The sequence below is a fragment of the Bradyrhizobium sp. CCBAU 45384 genome (genome assembly GCF_028128665.1).
GTDB lineage: Bacteria > Pseudomonadota > Alphaproteobacteria > Rhizobiales > Xanthobacteraceae > Bradyrhizobium > Bradyrhizobium manausense.
The window spans coordinates 1-16,502 of sequence record NZ_LBIZ01000073.1 but is presented as its reverse complement, the minus strand read 5'-3'; the positions used below and the strand labels follow the sequence as shown (position 1 = coordinate 16,502).

Here is a 16,502-nt window from a genome sequence, read left to right as displayed (position 1 = left end):
CCGTTCGATGGCCACCAGCGGCCGCGGATCGGGTGTCGTCGGCTACAATGTCCAGGTCGCGGTGGACACCGAACACCATCTGATTGTTACGCACGAGGTCATAAACGTCGGCAACGACCGAGGGCAGCTTGCTCGGATGTCGAAGCAAGCCAAAGAAGTGCTCGAAGCGGACAAACTCGAGGCGGTCGCCGACCGTGGCTACTTCGACGGAGAGGAGATATTAGCCTGCGAAGAGGCTGGCGTTGCAGTCACCTTGCCCAAGCCCATGACGTCGAATGCCAAGGCGGAGGGCCGGTTCGGCAAACAGGACTTCGCCTACCTGCCTGATGAGGACGTCTACCGCTGCCCATCCGGTCAGCTGCTGCCATATCACTTCACCAACATCGAGCATGGAATGACGCTGCGCCGTTACTGGTCGACGGCGGCATGCCAAGGCTGCGCAATCAAGAGCCAATGTACGCCGTCCAAGGAGCGTCGCATCACGCGCTGGGAGCATGAGCATGTGGTCGAGGAGGTCCAGAGACGGCTCGATTCCAATCCCGAGGCCATGCGGACGCGGCGCGAGACCGTCGAGCATCCCTTCGGCACGATCAAAGCCCGTATGGGTGCGACCCACTCTCCTGATGAAGCGCCTACGGAATGTCGCCGCTGAGATGGCGCTGCATGTTCTCGCCTATAACCTCACACGGGTGATGAACATCATCGGCAAATCGGGCCTGATTGCCGCCATCCGCGCCGCCTGAAGGCCGGAAGTGCGTCCAAAACCGCAATGCCGCGTCGCGATACCCATTTGACCGGTCATGGGCGATCCAACGCGAGAACATCGACTGACGACCACGGGCCCTCCTATCCGTTTGCACACAACCAAGACCCGGAGCGGAAGTCGGGGCCGCTTCATTCAAAATTGAGCATCCGCCAAGTCATACGTTGACATTGTTTGGCTGCACAACCTAATGACGAGTCTTTCACCCATTTGGTCATCGCATAATGCCGACGATCTTACCGGTTACTCGGTTCGGGGCGCTCATCGTTATCAGTCTTTGCCTTGCGGCATGCGGAAGAGCAGAGAGCTACCGATACAAGCTAACATTGGCTGTCAACACGCCGGATGGCGTTAAGCGCGGTTCGAGCGTGGTCCAGGTGACCTTTTGGGATGTCTCGTTTCCCGCGAAAGGCACGATGCATAAGCTCGATGGACAAGCACTCTATTTGGACCTTGGCCCAGGGATGCGTCCCCTGATCGCATTGCTTACAAGTAGGCTCCACAGGAAATACGATGCCGAAATCCGTTGGACGGAGGAGGAAGGGCCGGGAACTGTGCTCATGTTGCAGGCATACGGCGAATCTTGGTCACGAGATCTTATGGACAATCTGCCGCGCGTCGCGCGTTTGCGCGGCCCACGCCAGATTGCACCAAAGGATCTGCCGGATCTGGTAACGTTTGCGGACGTGAATGATCCGAGCAGCGTAATCGCAGTCGACCGCAACAATGTCCAAGCATCGCTGGGTGCAAATATCACTTGGAATGAAATTGCGATCGAAGGCACTGACGATCCAATCACAAAAGGCATTGAGCAAAAGTTGTCCTGGATAACGACTTACTTCGAAAATAATCTGCGTCTCGATGGATCCAGCCTCACGCGCGAAGAGACGCTCGCCAACCGATTGACCTGGTGGGATTTTGAACAATCTCGCGATCTGAAACGAAACAAATAAGCAAGGTAGTTCCGCTAGTGTGAAGGGTTTCGGATGCCGGCCCCATGAAGGTGTTGCCGCGCACGTCGGGGTCGGCGTCCGAAAGCCTCCAAGGGAGGAAACCGCGCTGGGGGAACGTAAAGCCGTGCCGCGGGGTCTATGGGGATTTGAGTGCGGCGGGCGAGCTGTCTGATGCGGATCGAGCTGCTTCAACAGCTTGTGCGACGGTGACGCGGCTGACGAATGAGTGGCGGGTGACGTCAAGCTGCTTAAATTGTCGGACGATTTGCGATGACCAGCCGGCATCTGAGCGCGCCCCGTCGTGGCCGATCGAGAGGCGGCGAGCACGATGGGCAGATTTGCGGGATTGTGACGCGGTCATGAAGTGTCGAGCCTGATGACGGTCGTTGGAGCTGTCGGCCAATGCCGTGGCGTTGTGCCGCGTTTGAAGACTTCGATGATGATCATGCGACCGCCGCAGCATGGACAGCTCGGCTTGCTCGGATCGACAGAGGCACTGGTAGGCTGGCCGTCAGGTTTTGGAGCGGCGAGCAGTTGACGCACACGGGCGATGTTGTCGGCGCAAGCGCCTTTGGCGAACAGGCCGTAATGACGGATGCGGTGCAAGCCTTTGGGCAGCACGTGGATGAGGAAGCGGCGGATGAACTCGAAGGTAGCGAGCGTCATCTGCTTGTAGCGATCGCGGCCCTCGATCCGATAGTCCTTCCATTTGAGGGTGACGCCACGCGCGTCGCAGGTGATCAGGCGGCTGTTGGCGATGGCTACGCGGTGGAGCCTCTCCCGCAAAGGCGGAGAGGTGCGAACACCAAATTCCGAAAAACAACCCCATGCAAAGTAGGCGGGGGCCGGTCACTCCTCCGCCATCGCCTTGATCAGATTGTCGCGGAGCGCGACAACGCTTTTCTGCAGGCGGGCGAACTCGTCCGGCTTGAGCCCGCTCGACTTTACGAGGTTCATGTGCATGCCCTTTTCGCGCAGGCGCCGGCCGGCGTCGGTGAGGCTGACGCGCACTTGGCGCTCGTCGGCGGGATCGCGCTGACGGCGCAAATAGCCCATTGCCTCGAGCTTTTTTAGGATCGGCGTCAGGGTGTTGGATTCCAGGAACATCTTGGCACCGAGCTCGCTCACCGTCTGGCCATCCTGCTCCCACAGAGCCACGATCGCGATCCATTGCGGATAGGTCAGGCCGAGTTCGTCGAGGCCCGGCTTGTAGGCCCGTCCGTAGGCTAGGTTGGCCGAATAGATCGCAAAGCACAGGAAATCGGCGAGGCGGCGCTCGCCCGCCGGTTCCTGCTGCTTATTGGCCGTTGAATGATCTCTGGAATCGGCCCGGGGACTGCTCTTCAGGCTCATTAGGGGCGTCCTTTCCGACACGGACATGTGAAGTTCCGAATGCATATATATCGTATCCGATTAAATCGGAAGGATTGACATTGACGGCCTGCGGTCCTTTATACGGCGCGTCCGAATAAATCGGATACGATCTAATTCAGGAGAGAGCCCCATGCCCGCCACTACTGCAGCCAGGACCACCACAGCCCCCGCGATCGATATGAAGCTCGAGCTCGTCGTCATCCCCGTTTCCGACGTCGACCGCGCCAAGGCGTTCTACGCGAAGCTCGGATGGAGGATCGATGCCGATTTCGCAGGATCCGACGACTACCGAGTGATCCAGTTCACGCCGCCCGGCTCACCCTCCTCGGTCATCTTCGGCAAGAACGTGACCGCAGCGGCTCCGGGCTCCGCCCAGGGCCTGTACCTGATCGTCTCCGACATCGAAGCCGCGCGCAACGATCTGCGCGATCGCGGTATCGAGGTCAGCGAAATCTTCCACGCCGAGGGCGACGTGCACACCGGCTCCGACGAGCCTTATCTCTTCGGGCGCCGTCGGATCAGTGGCCTGGATCCCGCGCGCGGCAGCTATCGCTCCTACGTCTCGTTCAGGGATCCCGACGGCAACGGCTGGCTGTTCCAGGAAATCACCGCGCGATTGCCGGGACGCGTCGAGGCAGCAGCCACGACATTCACCTCCTCGACCGAGCTCGCGAGTGCGCTCCGGCGTGCGTCCGTGGCGCATGGCGAGCACGAGAAGCGGAACGGCGGTCAGCACGATGCGAATTGGCCGGACTGGTACGCCGACTACATCGCCCGCGAGCAGGCCGGCGAGCCGCTTCCGGTCTGAGGCCTGAGGCTGCGACGTCACCCAACTGAACGAGTGAGGGAGTTTCCCCAATGCCTGCGCAATCAATCTCGGACAGCATCAACCCGTACCGGCGCCAGCTCTTGCGCTCCGCCGCGATGGGAATTGCCGCAACAGCTGCCGCAAGTCTTTTCCCCGCACACCCGGCGCCAGCTGCCACGCGTGACGACATCCGCCCCTTCCGAATCAACATTCCGGAAGAGGCGCTCATCGATCTCCGACGACGCATCAATGCGACGCGGTGGCCGGAGCAGGAGACGGTCGCCGATGACTCGCAGGGCGTGCCGCTCGCGATCCTCCAAGAGCTCGCGCGCTATTGGGCGACGGATTATGACTGGCGGAAGATCGAGGCCAGGCTGAACGCCCTGCCGCAGTTCATCACCGAGATCGACGGGCTGGACATTCACTTCATTCACGTCCGCTCGAAGCACGACAATGCGTTGCCGCTCATCGTCACGCACGGATGGCCGGGCTCGGTCATCGAGCAGTTGAAGATCATCGATCCCCTCACCAACCCCACGGCCTACGGCGCGAGCGCATCGGACGCCTTCCATGTCGTGATCCCGTCTGTTCCCGGCTACGGCTTCTCGGGCAAGCCGACCACCACGGGCTGGGGACCTCCCCGCGTCGCGCGCGCCTGGGTCGAGCTGATGAAGCGCCTTGGCTACACGCGCTTTGTCGCGCAAGGCGGCGACATCGGCGCGCTCATTTCCACGGCGATGGCCGAAGAGGCGCCGCCGGAACTGGTGGGCTTTCACACCAACTTCCCGGGCACGATTCCGCCGGAGATCGGCAAGGCGCTGCTGAGCGGTGAGGCCCCCACCGGTCTCTCGGCCGAGGAGCAACAGGCCTTCGATCAGGTGAAGGATTTTCGCGCCAAGCATTTTGCCTATGCCGCGATGATGGCGACGCGGCCGCAGACGCTTTACGGATTGGCGGATTCGCCGGTTGGCCTCGCCGCATGGTTTCTCGACCACGGCGACGGCGATGCGCAGCCGGCGGCGGCGATCACGTCCGCCGTGCTCGGACGCACCGTCAATGGCCACTCCGCAGGCGCCGTGACCCGCGACGACGTCCTGGACGACATCACGCTCTACTGGCTGACGAACACCGCGGTCTCGGCGGCACGCTTCTATTGGGAAAACAAGGGAATGAGCGCGCTGAACGCAGTCAACATCTCGATTCCCGCGGCCGTGACCGTCTTTCCCGGCGAGCTCTATCAGGCTCCGCGCAGCTGGACTGAGCGCGCCTATCACAAGCTCATCCACTACAACAAGGTCGACAAGGGCGGGCACTTTGCGGCCTGGGAGCAACCGCAGCTTTTCGCGGACGAGCTTCGTGCAGGCTTCCGGTCCCTGCGCAAATCGATCTGACCATACCACCTATCTAAGGAAGCATGACATGAGCACAACTAAGGTGAAGATGATGGCGATCGCGGCGCTTGTCGCCGGAAACGTTTTGGCCGCGCCCATGGCGCAGGCTCAGCAGACGGGCGTGACGCGGACCGATCTGCAGCGGCACGATCTCTCCGTGCCCGGACGTGAAGCCGTCCAGGTCCGCGTCGACCTCGCACCCGGCGTCGCCTTCGGCAAGCACACGCATGCGGGCGAGGAGATCATCTATGTCCTCGGGGGCTCGCTCGAATATCAGATCGAGGACAAGCCGCCGATCACGCTGAAGGCCGGCGACGTCCTGTTCATTCCGGCCGGAACGGTTCATGCGGCAAGAAACGTCGGCAGCGTCACCGGCAGCGAGCTCGCCACCTACGTCGTCGAAAAGGGCAAGCCACTCCTCACATTGGTGAAGTGACGGCGGTCGGCGACGAAAGAGAGCCGACAACTTCTGTCGAACGGGAGTCATCATCAAGGAGCAAGAAAATGAGTAAGCGTCTCGACTACAATCAGATTGCACCCGCAGGCGTGAAGGCGCTGGGCGGTGTCTACGGCTACGTCATGCAGAGTGGCCTTCCTCCCGCGCTGGTCGACCTGGTCTATCTGCGCATTTCCCAAATTAACAACTGCGCTCACTGCCTCGATTCGCACACCCGCGACTTGCTCAAGAAGGGAGTGAAGATCGACAAGCTCGCGCTGGTCCAGGCGTGGAGGGAAGCAGGCCCACTCTTCGACGCGCGCGAACGTGCCGCCCTTGCATGGGCCGAAACCGTGACACGCGTCGCAGAGACGGGCGTACCGGATGACGCCTATCAGGACGCCCGCGCGGTGTTCGACGAGCGAGAGCTCGTGGACCTCACGATCGCGATTGGCTTGATGAACGCCTATAATCGCGTGGCCATAAGCTTTCGGAACACGCCGCAGGCCGTGCTCGAGCATCGAGCGTAGCAGGAGCCGGAACTCTCCATCGGAAGGAGACCGACCTTGTCACACCGGATCGACGAAAGTGCGATCGATTTCTTCGCAATCGGCGAAGATATCACGCTCAGAAGGATGGTTCTGCGCAACGTGAGACCGAAAGGGACTGTTCTCTTTCTGCACGGGTTTCCGGAGACCCTGTACGCCTGGAAGGAGATTGCCGAGGCCCTCGCCGATGACTACGAAATCCATGCCTTCGATTGGCCGGGCTACGGTCTTTCGTCGCGACCAGCGGTCGACAGGTTTTCCTACGCACCGATGGACTACGCGCATGTTCTGGATCGGTACATCGCCAAAGCAGGCATCGACACGTCGCGGCTGACGATCTACGCAACGGACATCGGAGCCCTGCCGGCCCTCCTGCTGGCGGTGGAGAAGCCCGACATCGCAAGGGCAATCATCGTGGGCGACTTCGCCCCGTTCAACAGGCCAGCGTTGATGTACGAGAGCCTGCAAAATCTGAAAGCGGGGCCCGCCATGGATCAGGTCCGCGCCGCCATGAACAGGAATCGCGACGAGATCCTCGAGAATACCTTCACGAGGGGCTTGCCCAGGGAAGCGCAATTCGAAGTGCCGCAGGAATTCAGGGACGACGTGTCCCGCGGATGGAGCCAGGGCGCGATGACGGTGGTGGATGCGTTTTCCCACTATTATTCGCACTTCACGCGGGACCAGGACCGCTTCGAATCGCAACTCGCCCGGCTCAAGACCCGGTTGAAGGTGGTCTGGGGCGAGAAAGATCTCTACATCAGAAAAGAGATGGGAACAGAGCTCGCCGAAAGGCTGCACGCGGAACTCGCGCTTCTTCCTGGCATTGGACACTATCCTCACCTCCAGGACCCGAAGCGGACCGCCGATGAGGTTCGCGCCTCCTTCCGATGACTGCCACCTCGCTACCCCGACGGCAGATCGGCCTGCGGATGCTCAAGCTTCGATGTCGGACATGCGTCTTCACGGTGGTCCCGGCGATCTTCAGCCCATAGGCGATCTGCTTGTTCTGCAGGCTAGGCTTGTGCATCTCGAGCACGCGCAATTGCTACGGCGTCAGGTCATGCAGGTGCTTGATGAGGTCCTCGGCGGGCTCGCGGCGCGCTTGCCTGAACGGCGATGTGCGTCATGGCGGTGGTCGGCGAAGCGCCATGCCAGTGCTTCAGTCCCGGCGGAAACCACACCACGTCGCCCGGCCGGACTTCTTCGACGGGGCCGCCCTCACGTTGCACCCAACCGAGGCCCGCCGTGATGATCAGTGTCTGCCCGAGCGGATGGGTGTGCCAGGCCGTCCGGGCGCCGGGCTCGAACGTGACCTGGCCGGCGCCGACGCGAGCCGGATCAGGAGCCGCGAAGAGCGGGTCGATGCGGACCGCTCCGGTGAACCATTCGCTCGATCCCTTCTGCGAGGGCCGAGAGCCGTTGCGCTTGATGTCCATGTCCATGGAGAGCTCCTTGCAGGCTCGATGGCCTGCGCTGATTTGAAGTTCAAACTGACTAGAGTGGCCGCGCGCCCCCGGCGACGAGCACGTTTCTGCGCGTGATCATCGAGCTTCCTTTCAGCGCGGGTCGTATCCGGGTTTCTTGAAGATGGTCTCGGGCTTGTCGATTATGTCCGGCCCGTAGACGCGGGTAGTCCAGTCCTTCGGATCGACATCTTCGACGCCGACCGACACGGAGCGTAACCCAGACTTTCCACCACGACCTTCGTGACGGCCTCGGCCGAGCGCGGCCTTCTGCTGTTTCGACTTCCCGGAATAGAGCTTCACGATGACGTGAGGCATGACGTTCCTCTCAGTGCGGGCGCTCTTCGACGACGTCCTTGACGACGGGCGCCGCAGAAAACGCGTTGGGCCAGCCGGCGTAGAAGGCGAGATGGCCCAGCACCTCGCCGGCCTCTTCCTTCGTCAGTCCGCTATCCATCGCGCGGTTCAAATGATAGGTGATCTGCGCGACCTGGCCGGGTGGCGATCAGGGCGCTCACCGTGACGAGGCTGCGGTCTCGCGGGGCAAGCGCCGGCCTGAGCCAGAGATCCCGGAACACGCATCGGTGGTGTACTGGACGAGGCTCGGCGTGATCTGCCCGAACTGCTCTCCGGCCCGCGTCGCCCGCTGCTTCTCAGCCGCCTCGTCGAGCGGAAGCTGCGGCCCTGTCGCCGGCGGGAGCTGGTCGACCCCGATGTTGCGGCTCTTGAAGACCTCCCGCGCCGCGGGGATCGCATCGATCGCGTTCGCCCAACCGGTGTAGAACGCCAGGTGCGTGATGATCTCCGATATCTCGGACGGCTTCACGCCGGTTGTCGAGCGCGAGCGCCAGGTAGTGCGACCGGGTCGAGGCTGAACGCTCTGTTTCTCGTCAGTTCGGCCACTGTGCTCTGCGCTTCATTCGTCGCCTGGTGGCTGATCGCGAACCCCTCGCCCATGGCGAGACCTCGGCTTTGTGCCGGCACGCGGCGGACCGCTTCGACGCCGAAGCCGGGATAGACCAGCGAGAAGCCGAAGCCGGTGAGCGCGGACCCGTTGGCGGTCGGCGCGTAGATGGCGGCGCCGAGGCCTGCGACGGCTCGGGCCACCAAAGCGATGGCGAAGTTCGGCGCCCAGACGGTCGCGAGATTGGCAAGGATGAAAATGCCGAGCCCCGAAAGCATCAGGCGCGCCGCGGCTGGCTGGCGCCATCCGATGTGACGGCGCGCTGTTTCGCCGCGGGGAGGGCTGGAATGTCTACGTCGCGAAGGACGGGCGCGCCGAATTGCGTCAGCTTGAGCTGTTGCGCCGCTCGGGTCGTCCTGCGGCCGTTGTTTCCGGCCTCGCTCGGGGGGGTAGTGATTGTCTTCCTAGTGACCGCATTGCGCCGGGCAGGCGTGTTTCGCAGCTATCGCGTTGATCCTGCTCAATCGGCGAAGCCGGATTTGGGACAGTTTGATGCGTCTCCAACTGTAGGAACGGGATGATGTCGTTTGAGCGGCTCCTGCGGTGGGCCCTAGTTGCGATAGCGATCGCAGGGTTGATCGCGGGGCTTCTTGCACGTGCGACGGGACGGCCTGATCTGGCCGATCTTGCTTGGGAACTAGGCACGGCTCCCGTGATCGGAGGACTGGCGGTCTCGATCGTCAGGGATTTTCTCCGCGGCCGTCTCGGCGTGGATGCGATTGCGCTGCTATCCATGAGCGCGGCGTTGGCGCTTGGCCAACCGCTTGCTGGAGCCGTGGTCGCCTTGATGTATTCCGGCGGCAACGTGCTGGAAGATATCGCGGTCGCACGCGCCGAGCGCGACCTGCGGTCGCTGGTCGATCGTGCGCCGCGCCAGGCGCATCGCAAAAGCGGCGAGCAGATCGAAGAGGTCCCGGTTGATGCCGTCGCGGTCGGTGAAGAGCTCCTGGTGCGGGCCGGCGAGATCATTCCAGTCGACGGCATCATTGGTTCGGCCTCGGCCACTATCGACGAGTCCGCCGTGACCGGCGAACCGATCCCAGTCGAAAAAGCGCGTGGCAGTGCCGTTCTGTCAGGTTCGCTGAACGCCGGCGAGACGTTCGAGTTGACCGTAACTGCACCGGCCGGCGAGAGCACCTATGCCGGCATCGTGCGGATGGTGACGGCGGCGCAAACGGCCAAGGCTCCCTTTGTGCGGACGGCCGATCGCTACGCGCTGATCCTTCTGCCGGTGACGATCGTGATCGCCTTCGTGGCGTGGCGGATCTCAGGTGATCTGACCCGTAGCCTGGCCGTCCTGGTGGCGGCGACGCCTTGCCCGCTGATCCTGGCTGCACCGGTCGCTTTCATTGCCGGCGTCGCGCAAGCGGCGCGCCGCGGTATCCTGGCCAAGGGCAGTGGGGCGCTGGAGGCGCTGGCTCGCGCGCATACGGTGCTATTCGATAAAACGGGCACCCTAACCGTTGGAGGGGCGCGGCTGCTTTCGATCGAGATTGCACCGGGAGGGGACCCGGACGAGGTTCTCAGGCTTGGGGCATCGCTTGAGCAGGCTTCGCATCACGTGATTGCCAAGACCGTTGTGGCGGCGGCCGTCGAGCGCGGCCTCGAGCTGAGAACACCCGAACAGGTTAAGGAGGCGATGGGGTCCGGCATCAGCGGCCTGATCGATGGACGGCAGGTCACGGCCGGCGCACGACACATGCTACCCTCGAATTCAGAGCCGTCGCCGTGGGAGCTGCGGGCAATCCGGCGCGCCTCGTGGCGTTCGGCGCTGATCTTCTTTGTCGCGGTGGATGGGCGCACAATTGGTGCGTTGCTTCTGGCGGACGAGCTGCGGGCCGATACGCCGCGGGCGATCCGGCTACTGCGCGACGCGGGCATTGCGCGCATAGTGATGGTCACTGGCGATCGCGCCGCGGCGGCGCAGGCCATCGGTGCGGCACTCGACCTCAATGCCGTGCTGGCCGACCGCGTCCCTTCCGATAAAGTCGAAGCAGTGCGCGGCGAGCAGCGGCTGCATCCGACCATCATGGTCGGCGACGGCATCAACGACGCCCCGGCGCTTGCCGTAGCCGACGTCGGTGTCGCGCTCGGCGCGCGGGGCGCCAGCGCCTCGTCTGAGGCGGCTGATGTGGTGATCCTGGCCGACCGTCTTGATCGCGTGGGCGAAGCGATTATCATTGCGCAGCGGGCGCGGCGGATTGCCTTGCAAAGTATTGTCGTCGGCATGGGGCTCTCGCTCGTCGCAATGCTCGCTGCGACTCTGGGTTGGCTCGCCCCGGTGCCGGCGGCGATCACGCAGGAGGTGATCGATGTCGCCGTTATCCTGAACGCGCTGCGCGCGCTCACTCCGGCCCTCGGCGTTGGTCGCCGTCGCATCGCCGCGGAGCAAGGGCTGACATTGCGCCACGATCATCAGACCTTGTTCAGGGACTTGGACCGCCTGCGCAAAATCGTCGATGCCCTGGATGACGTGACGCCCGAATGCGCCAGGACATTGATCGAAGAAGCCCAGCGGCTGGTTCAGAGCAGCGTCGTGAAACACGAGCGCGATGACGAAGACAGCGTCTATCCGAAGCTTGCGGAGGTGCTGCGCGAGCGCCATGGCCTCTCTGCCATGAGCCGCGCCCATCGGGAGATCCTGCATCTTGCCCGACTGCTCAGCCGAATCGTCGAGGACATGCCCTCGGAGAAAATCGACCGCTACATCGTGCGCGATGCGCAACGGGTGATCGAGGCCATCGAGACGCTGGTGCGCATGCACACCGCTCAGGAAGAGGACATCTACGAAGCCGTGGCGGCTTAGGCCCGGCCTTAGCCACACAAAATGTCCGTTCGGGCGCAAAGGAGGTTAGCCATCGCGAAGAAGAAAGTCGTTGGCCCGCTGATATTGCCGAAATGTCCGCATGCTCTGTGCGTGGCGGAACTGCTCGGGCAGTTCCGGGTGTCCGGCGCCGAGGGATTGTCCGAAGCCGAGGTCGGCGTACGACGAAAGCATTTCGGCGCGAACACCATTGCCTCGCGGCGTCCAGCCGGCCTGCTGCGCCTGCTGGTGCACCAGTTCAAGAGTCCGGTCGTCTATCTCCTGAGCGGCGCAGCCGGCCTGGCATTTTATTTCGGGGAGCTCGAGGAGGGCAGCGCCATCTTTGCGGTGCTTGCCATCAACACGCTGATCGGCTTCGTGACCGAGTTGAAGGCGGTCCGGTCGATCGAGGCTTTGCGCGCGCTCGGCACGCGGACCGCCCGTGTCCGACGCGAGGGGCGGGTTCAAGTGATCCCGGCCGAGGAGCTCGTTCCGGGCGATGTCGTGGTCTTGGAAGCAGGTGACGCCGTATCGGCCGACCTGCGCCTTATCGAGTCATCTCGTCTTTCAGCGGACGAGTCGTCACTGACCGGGGAATCCGTCGCCGTCGACAAGCATGTCGAGCCGGTCAGCGCCGACACCCGTCTCGGCGATCGCGCGTCGATGGCGTTCAAGGGCACCGCGATCACGCGCGGCACCGGCGTTGGTGTGGTGGTCGCGACCGGAATCATCACAGAACTCGGCCGGGTGACGCGGCTGGTTCTCGAAGCCGATCCGGGTCATTCACCCCTCGAGCGTAAGCTTGAGCGCCTGTCGGTGCAACTCGTCTGGGCGACTATCGCTGTCGCGGCCGTCATCGGTGCCATTGGTCTATTGAGTGGCAAAGACCCTCTCCTGATGATCGAGGCGGCCATCGCGCTCGCCGTGGCCGCAATTCCCGAAGGTCTCCCCATCGTCGCGACGCTTGCGCTCGCCCGTGGCATGTGGCGCATGGCGCAGCAAAACGCACTGATCGAACGTCTCTCGGCGGTCGAGACGCTCGGAGCGACCACGGTCATTCTCACCGATAAGACCGGTACCTTGACCGAAAATCGGATGGCAGTGCGGCGGCTCTGCACATCGTCTGGCGAGATCGAGCTGGGGACCAGCGCTACAGAGGGAGGCGAGGGGCGGCAGGTTGCTGGCGATCCGCAGGCGGCCGAATTGCTCCGGATCGCGGTTCTATGCAACGACGCGCATCTCGATGGTTCCGAGGAGCGCGGCAGCGGCGATCCCATGGAGATCGCACTTCTGCGTGCCGGGCTGCGCGCCGGCTTCGGGCGGACAGCCTTGCTGAAAGGGCGCGACGTCATGCGCAAGCATGCTTTTGATCCCGTCGCCAAGATGATGGCGACCGTTCATGAGCATGGGGACGGTGTACTGATCGCCGTAAAGGGGGCGCCCGAGGCGGTGCTGGCCGCGACGACGCGCTTGTCTGTCGGTAACGGCGAAGTCGCGCTTGATGACACCATGCGAGCGGAGTGGCTGAGCCGAGCCGATCGGCTTGGCCATGAGGGCCTGCGGGTGCTTGCCTGCGCGACGAGAATCGACCAGGTGGCCGATGCCGTACCCTATGACAGGCTGGTGCTTGCTGGTCTTGTCGGCTTAGAAGACCCCGCGCGGGCCGATGTGCCACCGGCCATCCAGGACTGCCGGCGATCGGGAATTCGCGTTGTCATGGTCACAGGCGATCACGTGGTGACGGCGAAAAGTATCGGTCGAGCCGTCGGTCTTGGGGAGAACGTTGCGAACGTCGTGGAGGGCCAAAATATCAGGCGGATGATTGAAACCGGGCAGCCTGCGCTCCAAGACATCGGAATATTCGCGAGAGTCACTCCAGATGAAAAACTCGCACTCGTTCGGGCGTATCAGGCTGTGGGCGAGATTGTCGCCATGACGGGGGACGGGGTGAATGACGCACCCGCTCTGCGGCAGGCCGATATCGGTGTGGCGATGGGCTTGCGCGGCACCGATGTCGCCCGCGAAGCGGCAGCCATGATCCTGCTCGACGACGCGTTTCCAACCATCATCAAGGCGATCCACGAGGGGCGCGTGATTTTCGCCAATATCCGCCGTTTCGTCGCCTACCTCCTGTCCTGCAATCTCAGCGAGGTCTTGGCGGTCGGCCTTGCCGTGTCGCTGGCGCTTCCTTTGCCGCTCCTGCCGCTGCAAATTCTGTATCTCAATCTGGTGACAGACGTGTTCCCCGCTTTCGCGCTTGCCATGGGCGAGGGCGAGGAGGGCATCCTCAAGCGGCCGCCTCGCGATCCGAAAGAGCCCATCTTGGGCCGCCGGCAATGGATCACGATCGTCTTGCACGGGGCGGCGTTGACCGGCGGCACGTTTGGGGCGCTGGCCGCGTCGGCCTGGCTCGCTCTCGATGCCCGATCAACAGTCACCACCACGTTCCTCACGCTCGCCTTCGCCCAGCTCTGGCACACGTTCAACATGCGTGATCCGCGCTCGCCGCTCTTCGTCAACGAGGTGACGCGGAACGGCTGGTTGTGGGGCGCTCTTTTGCTCTGTGCAACGCTGCTCGCTGTGCCACCCCACCTACCGTCAGCAGCGCATCTATTGCAGCTTGCGCCCCCAAGCTCTGAAATGTGGTTGATCGTGATTATCTTCAGCGTGGTGCCGCTAATCATCACGCAAGCTGGCAGCGCGGTCGTCAGATGGATTGCGAGAGTGCGATAGCGACAAACGAAGCCTTTTGTTTTCGAAACTTGGTCGGCCGCGTGGAAGCGTGCAATTACTTGCCGAACGCGCGCCGACTGTGGCGGGCTGCGCGGCTAAGGCGCCACCCTGATGAGGTCGCATCTTGAGATGCCTATACGTACTCAAAACTGCAAACACAGGGAGCCGGGAGGTTGAGGTGAGGACATTGTTAAGCTACTTGCTACCTTACATGATTGGCGTCATCTGCATCGGGGCCATCATCTGGCTGATTGGTCGCGGATAACGTGTGGGCTCGCTTGCGGCGACATTCCGGAGGCGCTTCATCAAGAAGTGGGCCGCTCCTAAAAGGGCCTTGATCGTGCCGAAGTGATGCTCGGCCGAAAGCATGGATCGCCTTTTCAGGATGAGCTCATATCCCGTCTGAGTGAACTGACGACTTCGTTCTTAGCGCTTCAGCTTCTGACAAGAGGAAGGCTGAAGGCAAGAAAGCGAATCGAGTTCGCATCTATCTCTGTTCTAAGGCTTCATGAGGGCAATAGAGGCCAGGCCGTCGTCAGCCCTGCTTTTTTCCGAACCGGCACATCTATTGATTTATCCTTGTCTTTCTCTTTTTCAATTTTGTAGACTGAACTACGTTAGTGCGTGAAACACCGCGGGATATCGTTCGCGGGTATCAGAAGATCGGCTGGCGAATGGCCACCCCACTCAGGAGCACAGCAAGGTTTCAAGCGCCGGAATGTCGAAACGGACAGTGGCTTGACTCCGAATACGAGGAGTTTGCCATCGACGATCCCGAAGTAAGCCGAGCAGCCGCTTGTACCTGGACAGGAGCCGCAGGCTGGGCGCGCCAGATTCGGCTTTTTCCCGACGGATGCGTGGATCTGGTTTGGAACGGCGACGCGGTGCTTGTGCATGGGCCGAGAGACACGGCTTTAAGAAGGCAGTTGAGTGCGGGGCAGGTGAACACTGGCATTCGCATACATGCTGGCGTGGGCGGAGCGCTACTTGGAATATCACTCTGGTGCCTGACGCAGAACTTCCATCGAGTCTCTTCGCGCGATGCAGTTGAGTGCGCGAAATGGCCCGCGCGTTCGGGCAGCGCGGATCTGAATCAACGATTTAGCGCGCCGATCGGCGCAGGGACCCAACGCCGATTAACACTTCAAGACTATCGCGGATTTCCGCAAGGACAATGGCAAGGCCATGGTGCTATGACATTTCCTGATGACAAACTTTCTGCAAAGCGAAACATGAGCAATCCGCAGATTGACGCAGCGCGGCAAGGTGCCGGTCTTTGATTAGAAGTGCTGTGAAAAAGTTGATCCGCGCAAGTCTGGTTTCGGTCGAAAGTTCGGATAAGCTTGCGACAGTTGCCGAAAGACAAAAGTCCTTGGGAGGAAATGATGCTCGACACCACGCCTAACGCGCGCATCCAGGCCTTTCTCGACAAATTCGAAGCGGCGCTTGTGGCAGGCGACCTGGACGCCGCCCTAGGGATGTTCGCACCCGAGTGCTACTGGCGCGACCTCGTTGCCTTCACTTGGAATATCAAGACAATGGAAGGTCGCGATCAGATCCGCGAGATGCTCAGCTCCTGCTTGGCGCACGCAAAGCCACGCAATTGGAAAATAGCCGACGGGGAAAACGCTTCTGAAACCGACGGGGTGGCCGAATGCTGGATCTCGTTCGAGACCGAGGTCGCCCGCGGCTACGGTCTAATCCGTCTTCAGAACGGCCAGATTTGGACGCTTTTGACGACGATGGTCGAGCTGAAGGGTTACGAGGAGAAGGCGGGCTTCACCCGGCCGCTTGGCGCCCGCCACGGCGTCAATCCAGGCGCCAAAACCTGGAAAGAATTGCGGGACGAGGAAACCGAGCAGCTCGGCCTCAAAACGCAGCCGTACGTGCTCATTATCGGCGGCGGCCAGGGTGGCATCGCACTCGGCGCGCGGTTGCGCCAGCTTGGCGTGCCCACCATCATCGTCGAGAAGAACGCGCGTCCCGGCGACTCCTGGCGCAACCGCTACAAGTCGCTCTGCCTGCATGACCCGGTCTGGTACGATCATTTGCCCTACATCGACTTTCCGAAGAACTGGCCGGTGTTTTCGCCCAAGGACAAGATCGGCGACTGGCTGGAGATGTACACCAAAGTCATGGAGCTGAACTACTGGACCGGCACCACGGCCAAACACGCTGACTGGAACGACGCCAAAAAGGAATGGACGGTCCTCGTCGAGCGCGATGGCAAGGAGATTACGCTCAAGCCGAAGCAGCTTGTTTT

At 62.1% G+C, this 16,502-nt stretch carries 12 protein-coding genes and 4 pseudogenes; 10 read left to right on the top strand and 6 right to left on the bottom strand.

What is annotated here, in order from left to right:
• Both XH80_RS03800 and XH80_RS03795 read left to right on the top strand, forming a co-directional pair.
• A pseudogene (locus XH80_RS03800) lies at nucleotides 1–743 on the top strand (transposase); the annotation flags it as partial.
• A gap of 346 nt (nucleotides 744–1,089) precedes the next feature.
• Nucleotides 1,090–1,716: a hypothetical protein gene (locus tag XH80_RS03795; RefSeq protein WP_271597391.1), complete on the top strand. Its 627-nt coding sequence runs from the start codon at nucleotides 1,090–1,092 to the stop codon at nucleotides 1,714–1,716.
• 357 nt (nucleotides 1,717–2,073) lie between these two features.
• On the opposite strand, the pseudogene XH80_RS03790 reads toward XH80_RS03795, so the two are convergent.
• A pseudogene (locus XH80_RS03790) lies at nucleotides 2,074–2,487 on the bottom strand (transposase); the annotation flags it as partial.
• Between the two features lie 78 nt (nucleotides 2,488–2,565).
• Complete coding sequence (locus XH80_RS03785; RefSeq protein ID WP_442869108.1) at nucleotides 2,566–3,063, bottom strand: MarR family winged helix-turn-helix transcriptional regulator; 498 nt, start codon at nucleotides 3,061–3,063, stop codon at nucleotides 2,566–2,568.
• A 157-nt stretch (nucleotides 3,064–3,220) separates the two neighbouring features.
• Here XH80_RS03785 and XH80_RS03780 point away from each other — a divergent pair, with 157 nt between their 5' ends.
• The 5 genes from XH80_RS03780 to XH80_RS03760 all read left to right on the top strand — a co-directional run bounded on the left by XH80_RS03780 (nucleotide 3,221) and on the right by XH80_RS03760 (nucleotide 7,167).
• Nucleotides 3,221–3,898: a VOC family protein gene (locus tag XH80_RS03780; RefSeq protein ID WP_271597389.1), complete on the top strand. Its 678-nt coding sequence runs from the start codon at nucleotides 3,221–3,223 to the stop codon at nucleotides 3,896–3,898.
• Between the two features lie 50 nt (nucleotides 3,899–3,948).
• Nucleotides 3,949–5,289: an epoxide hydrolase family protein gene (locus XH80_RS03775; RefSeq protein ID WP_271597388.1), complete on the top strand. Its 1,341-nt coding sequence runs from the start codon at nucleotides 3,949–3,951 to the stop codon at nucleotides 5,287–5,289.
• A gap of 28 nt (nucleotides 5,290–5,317) precedes the next feature.
• Nucleotides 5,318–5,725, top strand: a complete 408-nt coding sequence (locus tag XH80_RS03770) for a cupin domain-containing protein (protein WP_271597387.1) — start codon at nucleotides 5,318–5,320, stop codon at nucleotides 5,723–5,725.
• 68 nt (nucleotides 5,726–5,793) lie between these two features.
• Entirely contained in the window at nucleotides 5,794–6,255 is a 462-nt protein-coding gene (locus XH80_RS03765; protein WP_271597386.1) for a carboxymuconolactone decarboxylase family protein, read from the top strand.
• Nucleotides 6,256–6,291: 36 nt separating this feature from the next.
• On the top strand, nucleotides 6,292–7,167 hold the full coding sequence (locus XH80_RS03760; RefSeq protein ID WP_271597385.1) for an alpha/beta fold hydrolase: 876 nt from the start codon (nucleotides 6,292–6,294) through the stop codon (nucleotides 7,165–7,167).
• A 64-nt stretch (nucleotides 7,168–7,231) separates the two neighbouring features.
• On the opposite strand, the pseudogene XH80_RS43850 reads toward XH80_RS03760, so the two are convergent.
• The 4 genes and pseudogenes from XH80_RS43850 to XH80_RS03740 form a co-directional block, all read right to left on the bottom strand.
• Nucleotides 7,232–7,312 (bottom strand): annotated as a pseudogene (locus XH80_RS43850) (hypothetical protein); the annotation flags it as partial.
• Nucleotides 7,313–7,334: 22 nt separating this feature from the next.
• Nucleotides 7,335–7,712, bottom strand: a complete 378-nt coding sequence (locus XH80_RS03750) for a (R)-mandelonitrile lyase (protein ID WP_271597393.1) — start codon at nucleotides 7,710–7,712, stop codon at nucleotides 7,335–7,337.
• A gap of 120 nt (nucleotides 7,713–7,832) precedes the next feature.
• A complete protein-coding gene (locus XH80_RS03745) occupies nucleotides 7,833–8,057 on the bottom strand; it encodes a 4-oxalocrotonate tautomerase (RefSeq protein ID WP_271597384.1) in 225 nt (74 codons plus the stop codon).
• Between the two features lie 10 nt (nucleotides 8,058–8,067).
• Nucleotides 8,068–8,596 (bottom strand): annotated as a pseudogene (locus XH80_RS03740) (carboxymuconolactone decarboxylase family protein); the annotation flags it as partial.
• Nucleotides 8,597–9,223: 627 nt separating this feature from the next.
• Here XH80_RS03740 and XH80_RS03730 point away from each other — a divergent pair.
• The 3 genes from XH80_RS03730 to XH80_RS03720 form a co-directional block, all read left to right on the top strand.
• Nucleotides 9,224–11,509, top strand: a complete 2,286-nt coding sequence (locus XH80_RS03730) for a heavy metal translocating P-type ATPase (protein WP_271597383.1) — start codon at nucleotides 9,224–9,226, stop codon at nucleotides 11,507–11,509.
• A 111-nt stretch (nucleotides 11,510–11,620) separates the two neighbouring features.
• Nucleotides 11,621–14,239 carry a cation-translocating P-type ATPase gene (locus XH80_RS03725; RefSeq protein WP_333968638.1) on the top strand — a complete coding sequence of 873 codons (2,619 nt, stop codon included), beginning with the start codon at nucleotides 11,621–11,623 and terminating at the stop codon, nucleotides 14,237–14,239.
• A gap of 1,385 nt (nucleotides 14,240–15,624) precedes the next feature.
• A partial coding sequence (locus tag XH80_RS03720) for a nuclear transport factor 2 family protein (protein ID WP_271597382.1) occupies nucleotides 15,625–16,502 on the top strand: 878 nt, incomplete at its 3' end.